Consider the following 19406-nt stretch of genomic DNA (forward strand, 5'->3'; position numbering starts at 1 on the left):
ACTGCCCGGTTTTTTGTTGCGCCGTTTTTGGGTTCAGTCGTTCGCGGCATCTGTCAGCCAGCCGCGAAAAGCCGACATCGCTTCGGTTTCCGCTCGCGATTGCAGCCTTGTCAGCCAATAACTGCCCATCGTCACCGTCGTTTCGAATGGCTGGACGATGGTTTCCGACAGCAATTGCCGGGAAAACATCAGTGGCGGCGCAAGCGCAATGCCCGCTCCCTGCATGGCGGCTTCCATCATGGCAAGCGACGAATCGAACATGATGCTTCGGGGCAGGGGCATGTCGCCCGCGACGCCCGCCGCCAGAAACCACTGCGCCCATTCATCGGCACGATAGGAGCGCAGCAACGTATGGCGCGTAAGATCGGCCGGGGTTCGCAATTCGCGTGCAAGTTCGGGAATGCAAAGCGGTGACAATGGCGCTTCCAGCAGCCTGGTTGCATCGATGCCGTGCCAGGCGCCGCTGCCAAACCGGATGGCGTAATCCAGCCCCTCCGCCGCAATATCCACCCGGTTATTATTGGTCGAAAGCCGCAAATCGATGAATGGGTATCGATTCTGAAAATCGCGCAGGCGCGGCAGAAGCCAGCCGACCGCCAGCGTTCCGACCGCGCCAACCCGCAATATCTCCCGGTAATGCCCCGCCTCGAAACGTTCGAGCGTTCCGGCAATGCGGTCGAATGCGTCCTTCAATGTGGGTAGCAGCGTTTCCCCTTCGCTGGTCAGCATCAACCCGCGAGGCAGGCGCTCGAACAGCGTCACATTCAGCCGGGTCTCAAGGCTCTTCACCTGATGGCTGACAGCGGCCTGCGTGACGCAGAGTTCAATCGCGGCCTTGGTAAAACTGAGGTGACGCGCCGACGCTTCAAAGGCGCGCAGCGAATTGAGCGGAAGATGCGGACGAACCATGGAGACCCAAATTTTTCTAATGCCAAATGCTAGATAACGTCGTTTGTCGCCACCGCGCAAGCGTCGTATATCAGCAGGGTCTGAAAGGCTTGCATCCCGTGCATGACGGGCTTCCGTATAATGGATCGCGCATTGACGGTTATGTCTTCATAAGGACGCAGCCGAACGCATAATCATGAGGTTTATTCATCTGTCATGAGAAAATCTACGACACTTTTGATCGGTCTCCTCGGGACGGCCGCGATTATCCCGAACAGCCGCGCGCTTGCTGCAGGCGATAGCGATCTGCGCCGCATTGTCGATGAAACCGTGCGTCCGCTCATGGCCGAGCAGAAAATCCCCGGCATGGCCGTCGCCATCACCATCGACGGCAAGAGCCGCTTCTTCGGTTATGGCGTGGCATCGAAGGAAAGCGGGCAGAAGGTCGATGAAGACACGATCTTCGAGATCGGCTCGATCAGCAAGACCTTTACCGCGACGCTTGGCGGTTACGGATTGGCCACCGGTGCGTTTTCGCTGTCCGACCCGGCATCGAAATGGTCGTCCGAACTGGCAGGGAGCAGTTTCGACAAGATTACCATGCTCGATCTGGGAACCTACACGCCGGGCGGATTGCCGTTGCAGTTTCCTGAGACGGTAGTCAGCCGCAAATCCGTGATGCCCTATTTCAAGAACTGGCAGCCTGATTATCCGGCAGGCACGCAGCGCCGGTATTCCAACCCCAGCATCGGGCTGTTCGGCTACCTCGCTGCGCGCAGCATGGGCCAGCCGTTCGATGTGTTGATGAAGCAGAAGCTTCTGCCCGCATTCGGCCTGAAAAACACGTTCATCCATGTGCCGGAAAGCCGGATGAAGAACTATGCCTACGGCTATTCCAAGTCGGGCAAGCCGACCCGCGTTTCGGGCGGCGCATTCGATACGGAGGCCTACGGCATCAAGACGACCGCGCCCGATCTCCTTCGCTTCGTAGAATTGAATATGGACAGTGCGCCGCTGGCCCCGGAGTTCCGGAAGGCCGTCGCCGCAACGCAGACGGGTTACTACCATGTCGGCCCGAACAATCAGGGGCTCGGCTGGGAACTTTATGCCTATCCGGTGACGCTCCAGACGCTCCTGTCCGGCAATTCATCCGATATGGCCTTGAAATCGCACAGGATCGAGAAGTTCGATCCCCCGCAAGCGCCATCGCCGAACATGTTTATCAACAAGACCGGCTCGACCAATGGTTTCGGCGCCTATGCGGCCTTCATTCCCGCGAAGAAGACCGGAATCGTTCTGCTCGCGAACCGGAGTTACCCGAATGAAGAGCGTATAAAGGCCGCTTACCGGATTTTGCAGGCGATCGACGGGAAACAGTAAACCGCAAAAGAAAACCCCGGAAAATCCGGGGTTTCATTTGTTTCGGACCATCAGCCGCGCGGCAGCAGTTCCGTCAGTTCGGGATGCAGTTCCTGAAAACGCTTCATCCAGCGCTTGAGCTTGGAACGGTTGCGTTCCCATTTGCCTTCAAAGCGCAGCGCCAGATAGCCGAGCGCGGCTGCGACGGCGATATGACCGGCATGGAGCCTGCCTGCCAGACGCGGCGGCGCTTCGTTGAGAAGGTCGAGCGCGCGTTCGGCCTTGCGCCATTGCAGGTCGAGCCAGGGCTGGTGAATTTTTTCTTCCGGGCGCATACGCCGTTCGTAGACATGTGCGAGGAGCACATCGCAAAGCCCATCGGCAATGGCTTCGTACCGCTCCGCATCGGTGCGCTTTTCGGCATTGCGCGGAAACAGCTTGTTGCCTGAAACCCGGTTCAGATACTGGACGATGGCGCGGCTGTCGAAGACCGGCTTGCCGTCATCCGTTATCAGCGTGGGAATTTTCCCGAGCGGATTGGCATGAATGAGGTTCTCCGGTTCCGCCGAGGTATTCACGACGACGCTTTCAAACGGAAGGCCGGCATGATGCGCGGCCATGCGAACCTTCGCGCTATAGGGCGAAGCGGGTGAATAGAGAATCTGGGTCATGGTTTATTCCTGGCTGGGCCTGATTTGGACCTGATATGAAGGGTCATCGTGTTGCGGGCATCATGACGGAGCGGCTGCGGCAGGCATTGGCATCCACCTCGCCGCAGGCCCGGAACCGGAGGTCTTTCGTCAGGCAGATACGGACTTCCTGAAGGTAGTTCCGCTTGCAACTGACGGAAATGCCATCGGGCTTCATGCCCGGATTGGCCGCGACGAAGGCTTTTTCGACGAGAACGGGATCGACACGCCGTCCGCTCCCCAAATTGCGCAGACTTGGCGGAATGTTGACCCGATCGAAAGCATTGCGCAGCGTGGAAAAATAGTCATCCTGCGAAAGGCCGGAGCAACTGCCGTGCTTGCGCCACTGATAGGCGGCGAGGCCGGTTGACGGCATGATATCCGACAGGCCGGAAAGGATCTGGCGGGGAACATAGCTGCCACGGCTGCGGCTGTTGTCGAGCTGGCAGTTCGCCGGATAGCCCCATTCGTTCTGTGGCCAAAGACCATGAACCACGAAGCCGAGCGGGCGATTTGACCCGCATTGCTGCCGGTCGGCGCGGGAACCCTCCATGGCGCAATAGCTGGGCGACCAGGAGAGGGAGAGGACATAGAAGTCGAAATCGCCGGGCGTATCGTCAGCCCGGCTCGGTGCGACCGCTGAAACACTCGCAAGCGCCGCTACGAGCAACATTAACGCCGCCGCACCAAAATTCCGCAGCATATGTCCTCCACTCAATCGTTGCGCTCCCCCGCCTCAGTGTCTGAATCAAAAAGCGGCAGGGCGACTTTTGGAACAGACACACAGTTGCAAATTCGTCAGGCCGTGGCGAAAAGAGTGATTTTCGAGTACCGGAGCGCAATGTACTTTTGGGTACATGAGCACCGGAACGCAGACAAATTGCTCTTTGCAGCCCGGCATCACGAAGAATGCAACTGTAGTGTTAGCGAAGAACGCGGCACCGGGCGTCGTACACATACCAGCGGTCGAAGCCGTCGACGCAGAACTCGACATTGCGGCCCATGGAGGCAAAGCCCTGACCTTCCTCGACCATATACCAGACCGGACGATACTGGCCGTCGCTCAGGACGGCGGTCGCCTTGCAATAGGTGCGTTCGATCTGGGCGGGGTTGGTCTTCGGCTCATAGCGCGTCAGTTGAACATCGCTCATGGCCGTGATGCCGACCTGCGGCAAATTCGGGACGTGGCGCACCTGATAGCCGAAATCGGAAACCACGGAGCGCAGGACGCTCTGCTGGCTGCACGCGCCCGCATCGGCAACACCTGCCGGAGCTGGAGCAAGATAGTCTGCGGCGCTCGCTGGCAGAGAAGCCAGCGTCAGCGGAAGGACGGCTGCGGCGAAAGCGGCTGCGCGTGAAAACTGTCCGATGCGATCCAGGGTTCGTTGCATATCTCTATCCTGTCCGAAATTGCGAGCCAGCTCGCTGAATTCTGTCATGACCGAAGCTCATTGAGGCGCAGTTTCTGCTAGCAATTTCTCCGGGTCAAGTGCGATCCGTTTCGCTGCGCACCCACTTGATGCTGAAATTGCTCCCCTTTTCCTCAGCCAGAAGCTTGGTAAGGCAGGGAAGCAGGGTTTGCATCTCACTTTCAAGTGTATAGGGCGGGTTGACCACAATCATTCCGGTGCCGTCAAGCCGGGGTTCCGCGGAAGGTGCGCGAATCGCAAGTTCGACCTGCAAGATCTTGGGAATGCCGGTTTCGCGCAATTGTCTGGTGAAGCGCTCCGTTTCCCGCCGGTCCTTCACCGGATACCAGAGCGCATACGTTCCGCCGCTGAAACGTTTGTGCGCCTTGACGAGCCCCTCCACAAGCCGGTCGAACTCCCCTTCTTTCTCGAACGGCGGATCGACCAGCACCATGCCGCGTTTTTCCTTCGGCGGAAGGTGAGCGCCCAGCGCAAGCCAGCCATCGAGCTCGGTTACGCGAACCTGATAATCGCCCTCAAACAGTTTCGATAGCGTCACCACATCGCGCGGATGCAGTTCCAGCGCGGACAGACGGTCCTGCTTGCGCAGCAGGTGCCGCACGAGGAGGGGGGAGCCGGGATAATGGCGGAGCTTTTCGCCCTTGTTGACGGCGCGAACGGCGGCGAGATAGGGCTCCAGCAGTTCGAGCGTTGGCTGTTCGATCTGCCCTTTTTCGACCGCGTCCATGATGCGGTCGATGCCGCCTGTCCATTCGCCCGTCTTGCCCGCCTCGACGCCTTTCAGGTCGTAAAGGCCGATGCCTGCATGGGTGTCGATCACACGGAAGGCCTGATCCTTCCTTTTCAGATATTCGACAAGGCGCGTCAGGATGACATGCTTGACGACATCCGCAAAATTTCCGGCGTGATAGGCGTGACGATAATTCATGGCAGCGCTTGTTTCATGTCGGCCTGTTTTCGGCAAGAGGGATGATAGGGAAAGGCGAAAACACCTCTGTATCCCTGCCGTCACAAATATGACATACAACCTTCAACTTCCGCTCCTACCTTTGAGTCGAGTCCCGAAATGTCTGGTGGCGTCCTTCTGATCGTCCTTTTTGGCGCGTTCCTCCACGCGAGCTGGAACGCAATCGTCAAGGGGAGCGGAGACAAGTTCTTCGGCGCAGCCAGCGTCACCAGTGCTGCCGGGCTGATTGCTCTCCTCGTCCTGCCTTTTTTGCCGCTGCCGAACCCGGCAAGCTGGATCTACATGCTTCTGTCGACGGTCACGCAGACATTTTATATGTCGCTGGTGGCCGCCGCCTATAAATCCGGCGATATGAGCGAGGCCTATCCGATCATGCGCGGCACGCCGCCCTTGCTGGTGGCTTTGGTGAGCGCGCCGCTGGTCGGCGAGGTCATGGGCTGGCAAAGCTGGCTTGGCATCATCCTGATCTGTTCCGGTGTCCTCGCAATGGCGCTGGATGCGCGGCGCAGGAATGGCGGCACCTCGAGCCGCACCGCCTTGCTGGCGCTCGCCAATGCCGGCTTCATCGCAAGCTATACGATTATCGACGGTCTTGGCGTCCGTGTTTCCGGCGAGCCGCTTTCCTATACGCTATGGCTCTTCCTGATGAATGCCGTACCTCTTGCTGGTTGGGCATTCTATCGCGAGCCGGACCGGTTTATCCAATATCTGCGCAATCGCTGGCGTCCGGCCTTGATCGGCGGGGTCGGTACGCTCGGCTCTTATGGTCTCGCGCTCTGGGCAATGACAATGGCGCCCATTGCTGTCGTGGCCGCACTTCGCGAAACCGCGATCCTCTTCGGCGTATTGATCTCCGCACTGGTATTGAAGGAAAAAGTCGGCCTGCCGCGCTTCGCAGCAGCGGCTCTTATTGTCCTTGGGGCGATTTCGCTGCGCTTATCTTGAAAATTTATTTCGTCACGGCGACAATCTTCCGGCAGAATTTCGTTTCTGCAAAGAACGGCTTGAGCTAATAAACTTCTATGAACCAGCACGCCCCCATTTCGAATATCAAGATCGGTCATTCGGCCTGTCCGCATGATTGCCCGTCAACCTGCGCACTCGACGTGGAAATTCTCGACGAGCGCACCATCGGGCGCGTGCGCGGCGCAAAGGACAACAGCTACACGGCTGGCGTCATCTGCGCCAAGGTCGCGCGCTATGCGGAGCGTGTGCATCACCCCGACCGCCTGAAGCATCCGCTGGTTCGCGCCGGTGCAAAAGGTGAGGGGCAATGGAAGCAGGCTTCATGGGAAGCAGCCCTTGATCTCATCGCAGAGCGTTTTTTGAAAGCCGAGCAGGACTATGGCAGCGAAAGCGTCTGGCCCTATTATTATGCGGGCACGATGGGGCTGGTGCAGCGGGACTCGATCAATCGTCTGCGCTTTGCCAAGCGCTATTCCAATCAGTTCGACAGTTTCTGCACCAACATGGCCTGGACCGGCTATTTTGCCGGAACCGGCAGCCTGACCGGTCCTGATCCGCGTGAAATGGCCAAAGCCGATGTGGTGGTGATCTGGGGCACCAATGCCGCTGCCACGCAGGTCAATGTGATGACCCACGCGGTTCGCGCGCGAAAGGAGCGTGGCGCGAAGATCGTCGTCATCGACGTTTACGCCAATGCGACCGTCCGGCAGGCGGATATGGGCATCGTGCTGAAGCCCGGCACCGATGGCGCCTTTGCCTGTGCCGTCATGCATGTGCTGTTCCGCGATGGTCTGGCCGACTGGGATTATCTGGAGCACTATACCGACGATCCGAAGGGGCTTGAAAGGCATCTTCAGACCCGGACGCCGGAATGGGCGGCTGCGATCACCGGCCTGACCGTCGAGGAGATAGAGGCTTTCGCTCATCTCGTTGGCAAGACCAAGCGCACCTATTTCCGCCTTGGCTATGGTTTCACCCGCCAGCGCAATGGCGCGGTGAACATGCACGCCGCCGCTTCGATTGCCTGCGTGACGGGCGCGTTTCTCCATGAAGGCGGCGGAGCGTTCCATTCAAACTCCGGCATCTTCAAGATGGACAAGCGCGAAATCGAAGGCCGCGCCATGCAGGATGTCGGCATTCGCTTTCTCGACCAGTCGAAGATCGGGCGTATCCTGACCGGCGACCGGCAAGCGCTTTATGGCGGGCCGCCCGTCATGGCCATGTTGATTCAGAACACCAATCCAGCGAATGTCACCCCGGAGCAGCGCCTTGTCCGCAAGGGCTTTGCGCGTGAGGACCTTTTCGTCGCCGTGCACGAGCAGTTCATGACCGATACGGCGAAGATGGCCGATGTCGTCCTGCCTGCGACGACCTTTCTTGAACACGACGATATCTATCGCGGCGGCGGGCAGCAGCATGTGGTGCTCGGTCCGAAGCTGATCGAGCCGCTTGCCGATGCGCGTCCCAACATCTTCGTCATCAACGAGCTGGCGAAACGGCTCGGCGTCGGGCATCTGCCCGGCTTCGATCTCGACGAGCGCACGCTGATCGACAATATGAACGCCAATAGCGATCTGCCGCATTTCGACGAATTGAAGGAAAAGCGGTTTGTCGATCTCCAGCCGCCTTTCGAGGAGGCGCATTATATCAACGGCTTCAAATGGCCGGACGGCAAATTCCGCTTCCGTCCCGACTGGACCGGAAGCCCTTCGCCGAACAAGCCGCCGGAAGTCATGGGACTTCAGGGGCCTCATCATGCCATTCCGGAATTTCCGGACCATTGGGAAGTGATCGAAACGGCGGATGCCGAACATCCGTTCCGCATGACGACCTCACCGGCCCATAACTTCCTGAACTCGACCTTTGCCGAAACGCCGACATCGCTTGCCAAGGAAGTTCGGCCCGAACTTCTGATCCATCCCGACGATGCGGCAGAGCTTGGCATCGAGGACGGCGAGCGCATCGAGATCGGCAATCATCGCGGCGAGCTGGTGCTCCATGCCGTGCTGCGCGCCGGGCAAAAGCGCGGCGTCGTGGTGTCGGAGGGCATTTTCCCGAACTCGGCATTCGAGCGCGGCGAGGGGATCAATATATTGATCGGTGCTGAACCTGCCGCCCCCTATGGCGGGCTTGCGGTGCACGACACCAAGATCTGGATACGCAAAATAAATGCATAAATAATTTATCCAACAACGCCCGGCGCATATATAAACTATATATGCGCCGGGCGTTGTTGATTTTGGGCTCGTTAGCCAGCGTAACGCAGTTTCAGCTTCGAAACACCGACAGCCGCATTCAGGCCGCGCTGTCCCTGAACCGAAATCGGCTGCAGCGAAATCGTCTTCCACGAACCGCCGGTCAGGACATTGGTGCCGAAGCCGACGCCGATAGCCGCATTGGCCGAAGCGCCGACATAGCGGCCCTGAAGCGCGCCTTCGGGGCGAACGCTCGGAGCCCATACGGCCCAGGCGACACGGCCGCCATTGATGAAGCCGACGTCGACGCCGATCTTGGTGATCGTCCCGGTGTAATGCTCAAGCGGGCCGCGGCCGCGGGCAGGCCGGAATACGCAATCCACATCCTGCTGGCTGCCGATGATGACGCCGATGGCAGGAGAAATATCGCAGGACAGCATACCGACTTCCGAACGCGGCTGGGTGCGACCCGAAGCGGGAGGAGCTACGAAGTCGGCTGCGAGAGCTGGAGCCGTAACCGCAATGCCGGAAACCACGGCCATTGCCGAAAGGAAGGAAGTCGAAAAACGGAGAGACATGTCTTTGTCCTCTTCTGAAAACATATTGAAAGAGTCGCGTTCCACGACTCTTAACGGGGTTTGCCGAAGCAAGTTCCGTTACGAGGGGGAATTAGAGCTTTTTGCGGGAAATTAAAGTTTCGTTAACAAAAAACTTCGTGTGTGATGATTTTGCCGCGGGTCAGGCGCTGACAATCAAGGCGTCTGCCGGTTCTGCCGCTTCCGGCTTTTCGCCGGCAAATTTGCGCAGCGCCAAAGCATAGAGGCGATGCTCGGCTTTCAGAACGCGGGCTGCGAGGACTTCGGCATTGTCACCGGCGAGCACCGGCACCGCCGCCTGCGCCAGAATTGGACCTTCATCCATCCCTTCGGTCACAAGATGCACCGTGCAGCCAGCAATTTTCATGCCCGCATCGAGCACGCGCTGATGGGTATGAAGCCCCGGAAAGAGCGGGAGCAGCGAAGGATGAATGTTGAGAATGCGGCCTTCATAGGGAGCAATGAAGCGGCCCGACAGAAGACGCATGTAACCGGCAAGGCAGATAATATCCGGCTGCAACGCGGCAAGGGCCTCCAGAATGGCGTCTTCATGCTCATCCTTCGAGGTATAATCCTTGCGCTTGAAAACCTGCGTGGCAATACCGGCGGCTTGCGCCTTGGCAAGACCGCCAGCTTCTGCCTTGTCGGAAAAGACCGCCACCACTTCCGCCGGAAAACCGGGGGCTTCAGCTGCGCGGATCAGCGCCTCCATATTGGAGCCGCCGCCCGAAATGAAGATGACGACCCGCTTGCGGCTCATAGTGAAAGCTGGCCCTTGTAGACCACGCCGTCCTTCTCGCGCTTGACCATCCGGCCAAGCGTGACGACTTTTTCGCCTTCGGTGGCAAGCGCGGCCACGACTTCCTCGACCTTTTCAGGCTTCACGACAGCGATCATGCCGATGCCGCAGTTGAAGGTGCGCAGCATTTCGTTCGGCTCGACGCCGCCCGTCTTGGCAAGCCAGGAAAAGACCGGCGGAACGGCAATCGACGCAAGGTCGATTTCGGCAGCAAGACCTTCCGGCAGGACGCGCGGGATATTGTCCGGAAAACCGCCGCCAGTGATGTGCGCCAGCGCCTTGATGCCGTCCGACGCGCGGATCGCGGCGAGAAGCGGCTTCACATAGATGCGCGTTGGGGTCAGCAGCGCTTCACCGAGCGTCGCGCCCGGCTGGAACGGTGCATCGGACTTCCAGCCGAGGCCGGAGAGCTCGACGATGCGGCGCACCAGCGAAAATCCGTTGGAATGAACGCCGGACGAAGCAAGGCCGAGAATGACGTCACCTTCGGCAACGTCGCCACGCGGCAGCAGGCGGTCGCGCTCAGCCGCGCCAACCGCGAAACCGGCAAGATCATAATCGCCGTCGCGGTACATGCCCGGCATTTCAGCGGTTTCACCGCCGATCAGCGCGCAGCCTGCCTGACGGCATCCTTCGGCAATGCCCGCGACAATATCGACGCCCTGATCTGGCGAAAGCTTGCCGGTCGCAAAATAATCGAGGAAGAAGAGAGGTTCCGCACCCTGCACGACGAGATCGTTGACGCACATGGCAACCAGATCGATGCCCACCGTGTCGTGCTTGTCTGCATCGATGGCGATCTTCAATTTGGTGCCGACGCCATCATTGGCGGCAACGAGCACCGGGTCCTTGAAGCCCGCAGCCTTGAGGTCGAACAGGCCGCCAAAGCCGCCGATCTCGCCGTCCGCACCGGGGCGGCGCGTGGAACGCACGAGCGGCTTGATCTTCTCGACCATCAGGTTACCGGCATCGATGTCGACGCCAGCCTGCGCATAGGTCAGGCCATTCTGGGCAGCAGACTTGTCGGCGGGCTTATCGGCGGGCTTGTTTTCCATGGTCATGGCCTGCTCCTGAAACTGGGTGCTTTTCCACGCAGCTGTCTAATGCATTTTCGGCAAAAGCGTGTAACGGTTTTGCTTGAGAAAATGCGATAAACAGAGAATGTGCGCGCAATGACACGAGACGGCGCTGCCTGCAAGGCCACAAGGCCCGAAAAGAGTGAAACAGCGCAGGATTCTGCCTGAAATCGTAAAGCACCGTCCATAACTCGATAGGAGGTTGTGTTTCGTCAGGCTTTTCGCACAGACATTGCAATCCTCAGCAACCGTTCTAACTTGTTCCCGACCGCAATAAGATATCCGTAACGCCATTCTGCTATCAGGACTGGCTCTATCCAATACGTTTCCTGGAAATAGAAGCCCATGGTCAAGAAGCCGACACCCACGCGCACCACCGCCAGCCGAACGATCCGCCAATCGGAAGCGAAGGTTCGCGACGGCGACATTCACGTCAATGTGGAAGTGGGCGCGCTGACAGGTTCTTCGGTGCGCCGCCAGGCGATGTTCTGGGTGGGCGCAGTCGCGATCTTCGTGCTGTTCCTCGTCGTGTTCAGTTCCGTCCTGCTACCTTTCGTGGCCGGAATGGCGCTGGCCTACTTCCTCGATCCTGTTGCCGACCGGCTGGAACGTCTCGGCCTTTCGCGGCTTGCCGCCACGGTCGTCATCCTGCTCATCTTCCTAATGGCACTGATCCTCGGCCTGATGATCGTCGTGCCGATCCTCGCAACGCAGCTTGCGGATTTCATTTCCAAAATCCCCGAATACATCACCCAGCTGCAATCGCTTCTGGCGAATGAGGATTCGCAATGGCTGAAGAAATATATCGGCATCGACAGCTCCGTCATTCAGCAAAATCTCAGTTCCCTGCTCCAGCAGGGCGCCGGTTTCCTGTCGACCTTGCTTCAGTCCCTGTGGAATTCGGGGAAATCGCTGATCGATATTGCGGGGCTTTTCGTCGTCACGCCGGTGGTCGCGTTCTACATGCTTCTGGACTGGGACCGCATGGTCTCGAGCATCGATTCATGGGTGCCGCGCCGCCAGCTTCACACGGTGCGCCGCATTGCACGCGAGATGAACGCAGCCGTTGCCGGTTTCATTCGCGGGCAGGGAACGCTCTGCCTCATTCTTGGAACCTATTACGCCATCGGCCTTACGCTGACAGGGCTCAATTTCGGCCTGCTGATCGGCTTTTTCGCCGGTCTCATCAGCTTTATTCCCTATATCGGCTCCTTCGTCGGTCTGGCGCTCGCCATCGGCGTCGCGCTGGTCCAGTTCTGGCCTGACTGGATCATGATCGGCGCTGTTGCCGCCGTGTTTTTCCTTGGCCAGTTCGTGGAAGGCAACATCCTCCAGCCGAAGCTTGTCGGCTCGTCGGTCGGCCTGCATCCGGTCTGGCTCATGTTTGCGCTTTTCGCCTTCGGTTCGCTGTTCGGCTTCACCGGAATGCTGGTCGCGGTGCCTGCCGCGGCTGCGGTCGGGGTGCTTGTGCGGTTCGCGCTGAATAGCTATCTCCACTCACCGATGTATGATCCTGCCTATCATCAGCCGGACCCGGATGCCGGACCGCTGATCGAGGCAGGCGAGAATGCGGGCAGAGAGAAATGAGATTGGGTCATAACCGGGCAAGGCTTGCAGGAGGCCGCGATGCGTGAGGCACCGCGCCAGATTCCGTTGAACCTTGAGCATCAGCCCGGTTATCACCGGGAAGACCTGATCGTCACGGGCTCCAACCGCGCCGCCATCGATCTCATCGACCGCTGGCCGAACTGGCTGTCTCCGGTCACGATCCTTGCCGGACCGACCGGCTCGGGCAAGACGCATCTGGCGGAAATCTGGCGCGCCGGAACGGGCGCGCTGCTGGTCGATCCTTCCAACATCACCGAAGAGGCCGTGAACGGCGCTGCCGAATATCCCGTGTTGATCGACGATATAGGCGCCACGCCTTTCGATGAAACCGGGCTTTTCCACCTCATCAACAGCGTCCGGCAGAATGCGGCGCAGGGAATTGGACCTTCCTTGCTCATGACGTCACGGCTGTGGCCCGCGAACTGGAACGTCAAGCTTCCAGATCTTGCCTCGCGCCTCAAGGCTGCGACCGTCGTGGAAATTGCCGAACCGGACGACCTCTTGCTTTCCGGCGTCATTCACAAGCTCTTTGCTGACCGGCAGGTGAGCGTCGAGCCGCATGTCGTCGCCTATCTGGTCAGCCGGATAGAGCGCTCGCTTCTGTCGGCAATCCGCATTGTCGACAAGCTCGACCGGGCGGCGCTGGAACAGAAAAGCCGCATCACGCGCACGCTTGCCGCTCAGGTTCTGGCCGATAGCGAACAGCCGGACCGCTGAGGATGAAGATAGCGGTCACCGGGGCAGGCGGTTTCATCGGAAGCGCATTGACGCAAATGCTGGCCGGTGAGGGGCATGAAGTGCTGCCTCTGTCCCGCAATGATCTGTCTGACCCCGATTTTTCAGGCGTGGAAACCGTCGTCCATTGTGCGGCACTCGCGCATCGGACCGGCGCGGAACGTCCCGATGCCGCCACCTTCGATGCGGTCAATCATCGGCTGGCAGTGGAACTTGCCGTCAAGGCAAAGGCAACCGGTGTCAGGCGCTTCGTTTTCGTGTCCACGATCTATACGATTGCCGGAAACCCGTCGCCACTGACGCCGGACATGCCGCTGAAGCCGCGTGACGATTATGGGCGCGCCAAGGCCAGGGCCGAAGCCGATCTGCGGGAATTAAGCGGGATCGAGTTCGTCATCGCCCGCCCGGTTCTCGTTTACGGTCCCGGCGCGCGGGCGAACCTGAAAGCGCTGATAAGGCTCTGCGATAGCGGATTGCCGCTGCCTTTCGGTCTGGCAAATAACCGGCGCAGTTTCGTGTCTCTTGAGAATGTCGCACGTGCGCTGGCATTCTTAAGCGTTGCGCCTGCGGACAAGGTTGCCGGGCGGGTGTTTCATCTTGCCGAACCGCAACCGCGCTCGACAAAAGAGCTGGTGACGAAGTTGCGCGCTGCCTTGGGAAAACCCTCGCGGCTTCTGCCCGTTCCGCCGGTTCTCATGCGGCTCCTGCTTACGGCTGCGGGCAAAGGCGGTCTTTACGGCCAGCTTTATGGCGATCTGGTCGCCGACACTTCATCGCTGATCGATGCCGGGTTCGATTATCTGCCGGGCGACGGGCAGCTGGAAGCAATGGCGCGTCGTCTGGATTAGTTCTTCTGGCCGACAGCCTTGGGCGGTTCCATGCGCGAATGCGCCGGACCCGGAGCCTGTTTGGGAGCGGCTGCGGTCGCGGTTTGCTGCTTCTTCGCAATGGAGCCGGTTATCAGGCTTGCGCTGTCCGGCTTGTTGCGCCCGCCGATGAGCTGGTCTTCATGCACCCAGCCGATCATGTTCGTCTTCGGGACGATCACGCGATGCCAGCGCCCGGTCTTTCCATAGGAACGCATCTCGCGGCCTTTTTCCACGACGCCGATGGACGGCGACTTGTCCCAGGCATTCTTGTGGATGGTGAGGCGCGCCTTGGCGTAAATTACCGAGGGCGAGCTGGCCGGTGTGTTGACGCCGCGCGGCGGCAGGGAGCGCAGCGCAGCCGCGGGCGGCGGGGGTGGGGGCGCAACAACCTGGCTTGCGGGGCGAGGCGGGGGAGCGGTCTGGATTGCCGCCTGCTGCACCGGCTTTTGCGGCGCGGGAGCTGCAACGGGCGCGGACGGGCGAGGCACGGGGCCGACGGCAGCGCCAAAATCCTTCGACGGCGCCTTGCTTTCAGGCGCCTTGCTGGTGACGGTCGCCTTCGGTTCCGTTCGCGCAGCGGGCTGCGAAACCGGCTTGGAAGTAGGGCGCTGGAACAGGGCAGTTATCGCCGCTTGCGGGCTCTTGTGCTGGGAGGTTGCCCACAGGCTGAACGCACCGAGACCCAGAATTGCGGCAAGCGCGAGCAGGGGGGTGGACGAGCCCGAAGATTTGCCCGACGACGTGCTTGAACGCTTGGTGGAGCGCTTGGGCGAGCGGGTGGTGCGTTTGCGTGCAGCCATCGTCTGTCTCCTGTTCGAATCGCGATGGGGAGACGCTACCAATTGTTCCTTCGCATTTGGTTACCGGAGCTTCAGGCGGGCGCAGCCCGACCGATGAGGCGGAAACAAAAAACGCCGCTTTCGCGGCGTTTCGAGGCAAGGCTGCAAGACTTACTGCTGGCCAGACGTCTTCTGATCACAGGAGGTCTGGCCGGAAGCCTTCTCCTGCTGCCGCTGGTTGGCTTCGCTTGCTTCAACCGCGTTGCGCAGCTCTGCCCATTCGCGTTCATGACGACGATAAAGCTCATCGGAAACAGTCTGGATACCCATTTAGTCCTCCGTTTTATCTGGCGCCCCAAATAACATGGCGAGGGGGAAAACGTTGCATCACAAAGCGTAAGCGTTTGAAATCTTAATCGGTTTATATGTTTATAACTCTGTTTCGATCTCAATTTTCCTGAATGGAAACGCCGCCTTCTCCAATTTTCATCTCGATCCCGGCGGGTTTGGTCTCTTCGCGATAGACATAAACCGCCAGCCCTGCGGCCACGACGATCAGCGCGCCAATAATCAGATAAAGCCCGTTTCTATTCACATTCAGTCTCCAGTGGTTGGTCGTGAAGTGAGAACGCGGGCACCGGCGATTTGGTTCCGGAAGGAGCTTTGCACAACGGACATCGATGCAAGCGGAGCTCGGCGTAGGTTCGCCCTGTCGGCACCATTGAAGGCCATCCTGTTCGGATTGAAAGGAAAAAGTGCGATCTGACAAATTTGCCTCTTGCTTTATCTCGTTTGATTATCTAGTGAAGCCGCACCCGCTTGAAAGCGACGGAGCGTAGCGCAGTCTGGTAGCGCACCTGATTTGGGATCAGGGGGTCGCAGGTTCGAATCCTGCCGCTCCGACCATCTTCCCCAAGGATTAAATGGCCGATATATGAACGTCCCGCCACAGCCTGTGGCGTGCGCCTTTATCGCGTTGACATGCATTCACGTGTAAACTATTGCCTTGGTGGATTTTCAGCTCCCCGGTGGGCAAGAGAGTAGTTCAGGGTTCTTCAAATGGTTGCACGTATCTACCGTCCAGCTAAGACTGCCATGCAGTCCGGTCAGGCCAAGACAGACCAGTGGCTTCTGGAATATGAGCCGGAAAGCCCCCGCATGGTTGAGCCTTTGATGGGCTACACTTCTTCCGGCGATATGAAGAGCCAGATTCGTCTGTTCTTCGCCACCCAGGAAGAAGCCGTCGATTATGCAAAGCGCAACGGCATTGCATATCGCGTTTTCGAGCCGAACGAGCCGAAGCGCCGCAAGGTTTCCTATTCGGATAATTTCCGTTTCGACCGGACAATGCCCTGGACGCACTGACCGCCTGTATGGCCTGACAATTTGCTTCAGGCCGGGCAATGCGTTAATTCGGCAAGGCTTTGCTGGCAAAGCCTTGCCCTTGTTGAAATATCTTCGATCTTTTTCGAAAGGCGAGGTCCCGTAGCTCAGCTGGATAGAGCACCGGCCTTCTAAGCCGATGGTCACAGGTTCGAATCCTGTCGGGATCGCCAACCTTTTCAATCATTTAGGTGGTTGGAGGTTCGTGGCTGGTTTACAGCACTTTGGGGCGGTTACAGAACTGTTCACTTTTTGCCCTGCTCCATCTTCAATATCACCTGGCTATCCGTTTAATATGTTGAACTCTTTAAGTTTGTGGGACGTACTTATAATCGTCCTCGCCGTAGGCTGGCCTGCAACGCTGGTTGTCGCTGCCCTCATTATTGGATTGGCGTTTGTCTGGACTAATCGGCCAATATGGCGGATTATTTGGATAATAGTTGCGCTGAGCCTCTGTTACCCCGTTTTCTGGCGATTTGCTTCTAATTAACGACGCACGCGTATTCAGCCAAATGAAAAAGAAGGGCGAATTGCCAGCGCAGCAGTTTTTGCCGTTTTCACAAGAGGATTTTCTTGCGGTGTTCTGCAAGCCATTCCAAATGGCCAGTCAGGCATCGGGCGACTGTCGCCGATCCGGTACAACTCGGTATGACCGACCCCATACAACTACCTCTACCGGCTTTCCCCAGGTCATAATCTCCTCTCGATGCGCCCGCCTTCCGCCTAAGCCCATCGCGGCAACTCCTTCAGAGAAAGCCGGAACTCGGCAGAAACCCACACAAAATCACGGGAAATTCGGGACGTTAAGAGAGTTGAGCGCTCCTGGAGGAACCGCCGGCGTTCCCGTTGGTTAATCCCCGCGGTGGGCCCAAACAAACAGTGGGTGAATGTCATGTACAAGTTTTCAGCAATCGCGGCGGTCGTACTGACCTCGCTCATTTCAGTTGCTCCCGCGCACGCGCAAAGCATCGAGATCGGTCCGAACGGTATTCAGGTCAACCCGGACCGGGATCGAGATCGTTCACCGATGCGTGGCCGTGAAATTGGCGAAAGACAGGCGGCGCGGATCGCCTATCGGGAAGGAATGCGGGAAGTCGATGACGTCTCCCGGCGTAGAAACGTAATCGTCGTGCGTGGAGCAGACAGACGCGGCGACGATATGCGGGTGGTTATTGACCGGCGCACTGGCGATGTGCTCGAAGTAAATTGAAGCCCGCCGATATCGGCCGTCGCACTTCAGGGACGGCCTTTTCCAAGCGGCCCGGCGCTAACCGAATCCTGTCGGCGTCGGGAGCGTCAAAATCTCCGCACAAACGCCGCGAAATGGCTCCCTTTCGCGGCGTTTTCTGTCCGTGTTCGACTGTCGGTTATTGTCCGTGCGGACCATCCGGCCCGCGCTGCCTCAGGTAAACCCGAGGACCGCGATCGCCGTGCCAGCGAGGACGGTCGCGCCAATCGCGGCGGTCCCAATGTCTGTTCCGGTAATAGCGGCGGTCGCGATACCAATAGTCGTCGCGGTCATTGAGCGCCGAGCCTATGGCGACGCCAGCAATCAGCGGAATGCCGATCAGCGCAGCCGTTCGCCCGAAATCATCCGAATAACCGCCGGATGTCCCCTCCCGGAATGCCAGATAACGTGATGAGGCCCAGCCAAAGGTCGGGCCGTAGCTGACCTGGCACCAGCCGTAACCGGAGGTGCAGCCGCGCACGTTCACGGGCGCCCCGCTCGGGATGGAGCCCAGCGTCGCATAGCGCGTGCCGGGGCCTGTGCGGATATTGAGATTGGTGGTGGATATGGCGTTCGCCGCCTGCGCCGCGCCCGCCGCAAATACGCCCAGGGCGACAAGCGCGGCTTTGAGAACAAGCTTCATCGGAATTCTCCTCAACTGTCTCAAACCTTGAATTGCCGGACTATCGCCTGCAGCGAGCCACATGAATGCGGCCATGGCGGTCGCGATACAGGTAATTCCCGTTGCGCAATTCACGCACCAGCAAACCTGTCAGAAACGCCAATACCATTCCCTTGGCCGTTCCTTAAACTGAGCATTCGGCGGGTTTCCAAACAACTCACCAATTGGTCAACCAATCGAAAGGAATTTTCAAATGAACGAACAAATGACATGGACCGGAAAAGTTGCTGCGAATTTGGAGCAAGGTCAAAAAACCGGACTACAGCTCCGAAAGGGAGACATCATTACCGTTATCGCCTCGGGCTACGTGAAATTCGGCATCGGCGATAACCAATGGGCCAACCCGGCATCTGTTATTCCGCCCTATGGAGATGACGGATACGAACACGGACTCGTAGCGATGATTGGTGACGAGGGAACTCACTATCCAATCGGCACCGGGGTGCTTAATTGGAGTGTCCCGGCTGAGGGTGAGTTGACCTTCCTATTTGTTGATAAACCTCGGGCGTATGGCGACAACAGCGGCTCCTACGACGTCACGGTCCAGAAGCAAAAACAGCTTATCGTAACCTGCGTCAACTAACGGCAAGTTTTCCCATTTAGCCTGTTAGAAATGCCGATAATATTTATCTGGAATTTTCGTAAATTAGGTGTCGGTATAGTTAATAAAAATCAAAAAAAGCTCAAATACGTCAGAGGAATTTTCAAATGAACGAACAAATGACATGGACCGGAAAAGTTGCTGCGAATTTGGAGCAAGGTCAAAAAACCGGACTACAGCTCCGAAAGGGAGACATCATTACCGTTATCGCCTCGGGCTACGTGAAATTCGGCATCGGCGATAACCAATGGGCCAACCCGGCATCTGTTATTCCGCCCTATGGAGATGACGGATACGAACACGGACTCGTAGCGATGATTGGTGACGAGGGAACTCACTATCCAATCGGCACCGGGGTGCTTAATTGGAGTGTCCCCGGCTGAGGGTGAGTTGACCTTCCTATTTGTTGATAAACCTCGGGCGTATGGCGACAACAGCGGCTCCTACGACGTCTCGGTCCAGAAGCAAAAACAGCTTATCGTAACATGCATCAACTAAGGGCAAGTTTTCCATTCAGCCTGTCAGGAATGCCAATACTCTTTCCTAGGACGTTCCC

General features: G+C 58.4%; 23 protein-coding genes and 2 tRNA genes. 13 read left to right on the plus strand and 12 right to left on the minus strand.

Annotated elements, in window-relative coordinates; translation table 11 throughout:
* Positions 1-33: 33 nt before the first annotated feature.
* On the minus strand, positions 34-909 hold the full coding sequence (locus J9800_RS14065; RefSeq protein WP_114215743.1) for a LysR family transcriptional regulator: 876 nt from the start codon (positions 907-909) through the stop codon (positions 34-36).
* Between the two features lie 195 nt (positions 910-1104).
* On the opposite strand from J9800_RS14065, the gene ampC reads away from it, so the two are divergent.
* Complete coding sequence (gene ampC, locus J9800_RS14070) at positions 1105-2268, plus strand: class C beta-lactamase (protein ID WP_114215742.1); 1164 nt, start codon at positions 1105-1107, stop codon at positions 2266-2268.
* A 50-nt stretch (positions 2269-2318) separates the two neighbouring features.
* Here ampC and J9800_RS14075 read toward each other — a convergent pair whose 3' ends face one another.
* The 4 genes from J9800_RS14075 to J9800_RS14090 all read right to left on the minus strand — a co-directional run bounded on the left by J9800_RS14075 (position 2319) and on the right by J9800_RS14090 (position 5294).
* The gene (locus J9800_RS14075) at positions 2319-2918 is read right to left on the minus strand and encodes a glutathione S-transferase (protein WP_114215741.1); all 600 of its coding nucleotides are present in this window, start codon (positions 2916-2918) and stop codon (positions 2319-2321) included.
* 43 nt (positions 2919-2961) lie between these two features.
* Positions 2962-3639, minus strand: a complete 678-nt coding sequence (locus tag J9800_RS14080) for a ribonuclease T2 family protein (RefSeq protein WP_112592061.1) — start codon at positions 3637-3639, stop codon at positions 2962-2964.
* Between the two features lie 220 nt (positions 3640-3859).
* Positions 3860-4327 carry a phage portal protein gene (locus tag J9800_RS14085; RefSeq protein ID WP_112592157.1) on the minus strand — a complete coding sequence of 156 codons (468 nt, stop codon included), beginning with the start codon at positions 4325-4327 and terminating at the stop codon, positions 3860-3862.
* A 94-nt stretch (positions 4328-4421) separates the two neighbouring features.
* Positions 4422-5294: a 23S rRNA (adenine(2030)-N(6))-methyltransferase RlmJ gene (locus J9800_RS14090; protein ID WP_210845856.1), complete on the minus strand. Its 873-nt coding sequence runs from the start codon at positions 5292-5294 to the stop codon at positions 4422-4424.
* A gap of 138 nt (positions 5295-5432) precedes the next feature.
* Between J9800_RS14090 and J9800_RS14095 the strand changes: the two genes are divergently transcribed.
* Entirely contained in the window at positions 5433-6278 is an 846-nt protein-coding gene (locus tag J9800_RS14095) for an EamA family transporter (protein WP_112592058.1), read from the plus strand.
* 77 nt (positions 6279-6355) lie between these two features.
* Positions 6356-8476 carry a molybdopterin oxidoreductase family protein gene (locus J9800_RS14100; RefSeq protein ID WP_114215739.1) on the plus strand — a complete coding sequence of 707 codons (2121 nt, stop codon included), beginning with the start codon at positions 6356-6358 and terminating at the stop codon, positions 8474-8476.
* 71 nt (positions 8477-8547) lie between these two features.
* Here J9800_RS14100 and J9800_RS14105 read toward each other — a convergent pair whose 3' ends face one another.
* The 3 genes from J9800_RS14105 to purM form a co-directional block, all read right to left on the minus strand.
* The gene (locus J9800_RS14105; protein ID WP_112592155.1) at positions 8548-9072 is read right to left on the minus strand and encodes a DUF992 domain-containing protein; all 525 of its coding nucleotides are present in this window, start codon (positions 9070-9072) and stop codon (positions 8548-8550) included.
* A gap of 160 nt (positions 9073-9232) precedes the next feature.
* Complete coding sequence (gene purN / locus J9800_RS14110; RefSeq protein ID WP_114215738.1) at positions 9233-9850, minus strand: phosphoribosylglycinamide formyltransferase; 618 nt, start codon at positions 9848-9850, stop codon at positions 9233-9235.
* Positions 9847-10950 (minus strand): phosphoribosylformylglycinamidine cyclo-ligase, encoded by a 1104-nt coding sequence (gene purM, locus J9800_RS14115; protein ID WP_114215737.1) that lies wholly within the window; start codon positions 10948-10950, stop codon positions 9847-9849. The genes purN and purM overlap by 4 nt, the downstream gene beginning before the upstream one ends.
* Before the next feature lie 360 nt (positions 10951-11310).
* Here purM and J9800_RS14120 point away from each other — a divergent pair, with 360 nt between their 5' ends.
* From J9800_RS14120 to J9800_RS14130, 3 genes are read left to right on the plus strand one after another with little or no spacing between them, the layout of a single operon-like run.
* On the plus strand, positions 11311-12552 hold the full coding sequence (locus J9800_RS14120; RefSeq protein WP_205315917.1) for an AI-2E family transporter: 1242 nt from the start codon (positions 11311-11313) through the stop codon (positions 12550-12552).
* A gap of 39 nt (positions 12553-12591) precedes the next feature.
* Complete coding sequence (gene hdaA, locus J9800_RS14125) at positions 12592-13290, plus strand: DnaA regulatory inactivator HdaA (protein WP_114215736.1); 699 nt, start codon at positions 12592-12594, stop codon at positions 13288-13290.
* Between the two features lie 2 nt (positions 13291-13292).
* Positions 13293-14156 (plus strand): NAD-dependent epimerase/dehydratase family protein, encoded by an 864-nt coding sequence (locus J9800_RS14130; RefSeq protein ID WP_114215735.1) that lies wholly within the window; start codon positions 13293-13295, stop codon positions 14154-14156.
* Here J9800_RS14130 and J9800_RS14135 read toward each other — a convergent pair.
* The 3 genes from J9800_RS14135 to J9800_RS14145 all read right to left on the minus strand — a co-directional run bounded on the left by J9800_RS14135 (position 14153) and on the right by J9800_RS14145 (position 15551).
* On the minus strand, positions 14153-14977 hold the full coding sequence (locus J9800_RS14135; protein ID WP_114215734.1) for a hypothetical protein: 825 nt from the start codon (positions 14975-14977) through the stop codon (positions 14153-14155). The two genes, J9800_RS14130 and J9800_RS14135, sit on opposite strands and share 4 nt — an antisense overlap.
* Before the next feature lie 150 nt (positions 14978-15127).
* Entirely contained in the window at positions 15128-15286 is a 159-nt protein-coding gene (locus J9800_RS14140; protein ID WP_205315916.1) for a hypothetical protein, read from the minus strand.
* Between the two features lie 118 nt (positions 15287-15404).
* Positions 15405-15551 (minus strand): hypothetical protein, encoded by a 147-nt coding sequence (locus J9800_RS14145; protein WP_010661698.1) that lies wholly within the window; start codon positions 15549-15551, stop codon positions 15405-15407.
* A gap of 234 nt (positions 15552-15785) precedes the next feature.
* On the opposite strand from J9800_RS14145, the gene J9800_RS14150 reads away from it, so the two are divergent.
* The 4 genes from J9800_RS14150 to J9800_RS14165 all read left to right on the plus strand — a co-directional run bounded on the left by J9800_RS14150 (position 15786) and on the right by J9800_RS14165 (position 17549).
* Positions 15786-15862 (plus strand) — tRNA-Pro (locus tag J9800_RS14150).
* A gap of 153 nt (positions 15863-16015) precedes the next feature.
* Positions 16016-16321, plus strand: coding sequence for an ETC complex I subunit (locus tag J9800_RS14155; RefSeq protein ID WP_114215733.1), 306 nt, complete (start codon positions 16016-16018; stop codon positions 16319-16321).
* Positions 16322-16435: 114 nt separating this feature from the next.
* Positions 16436-16512, plus strand: a tRNA-Arg gene (locus tag J9800_RS14160).
* Between the two features lie 719 nt (positions 16513-17231).
* A complete protein-coding gene (locus J9800_RS14165; protein ID WP_112589589.1) occupies positions 17232-17549 on the plus strand; it encodes a PepSY domain-containing protein in 318 nt (105 codons plus the stop codon).
* Between the two features lie 157 nt (positions 17550-17706).
* Here J9800_RS14165 and J9800_RS14170 read toward each other — a convergent pair whose 3' ends face one another.
* A complete protein-coding gene (locus tag J9800_RS14170; protein ID WP_114215730.1) occupies positions 17707-18210 on the minus strand; it encodes an SH3 domain-containing protein in 504 nt (167 codons plus the stop codon).
* Positions 18211-18442: 232 nt separating this feature from the next.
* Here J9800_RS14170 and J9800_RS14175 point away from each other — a divergent pair, with 232 nt between their 5' ends.
* From J9800_RS14175 to J9800_RS22230, 3 genes are all read left to right on the plus strand, one after another.
* Positions 18443-18832 carry a LecA/PA-IL family lectin gene (locus J9800_RS14175; protein WP_210845857.1) on the plus strand — a complete coding sequence of 130 codons (390 nt, stop codon included), beginning with the start codon at positions 18443-18445 and terminating at the stop codon, positions 18830-18832.
* A 125-nt stretch (positions 18833-18957) separates the two neighbouring features.
* Entirely contained in the window at positions 18958-19233 is a 276-nt protein-coding gene (locus J9800_RS14180) for a LecA/PA-IL family lectin (protein WP_210845858.1), read from the plus strand.
* Positions 19220-19348: a LecA/PA-IL family lectin gene (locus J9800_RS22230; RefSeq protein WP_353618738.1), complete on the plus strand. Its 129-nt coding sequence runs from the start codon at positions 19220-19222 to the stop codon at positions 19346-19348. The genes J9800_RS14180 and J9800_RS22230 overlap by 14 nt, the downstream gene beginning before the upstream one ends.
* Positions 19349-19406: the final 58 nt, after the last annotated feature.

It is taken from the genome of Ochrobactrum sp. AP1BH01-1, from assembly GCF_018066705.1.
Lineage (GTDB): Bacteria > Pseudomonadota > Alphaproteobacteria > Rhizobiales > Rhizobiaceae > Brucella.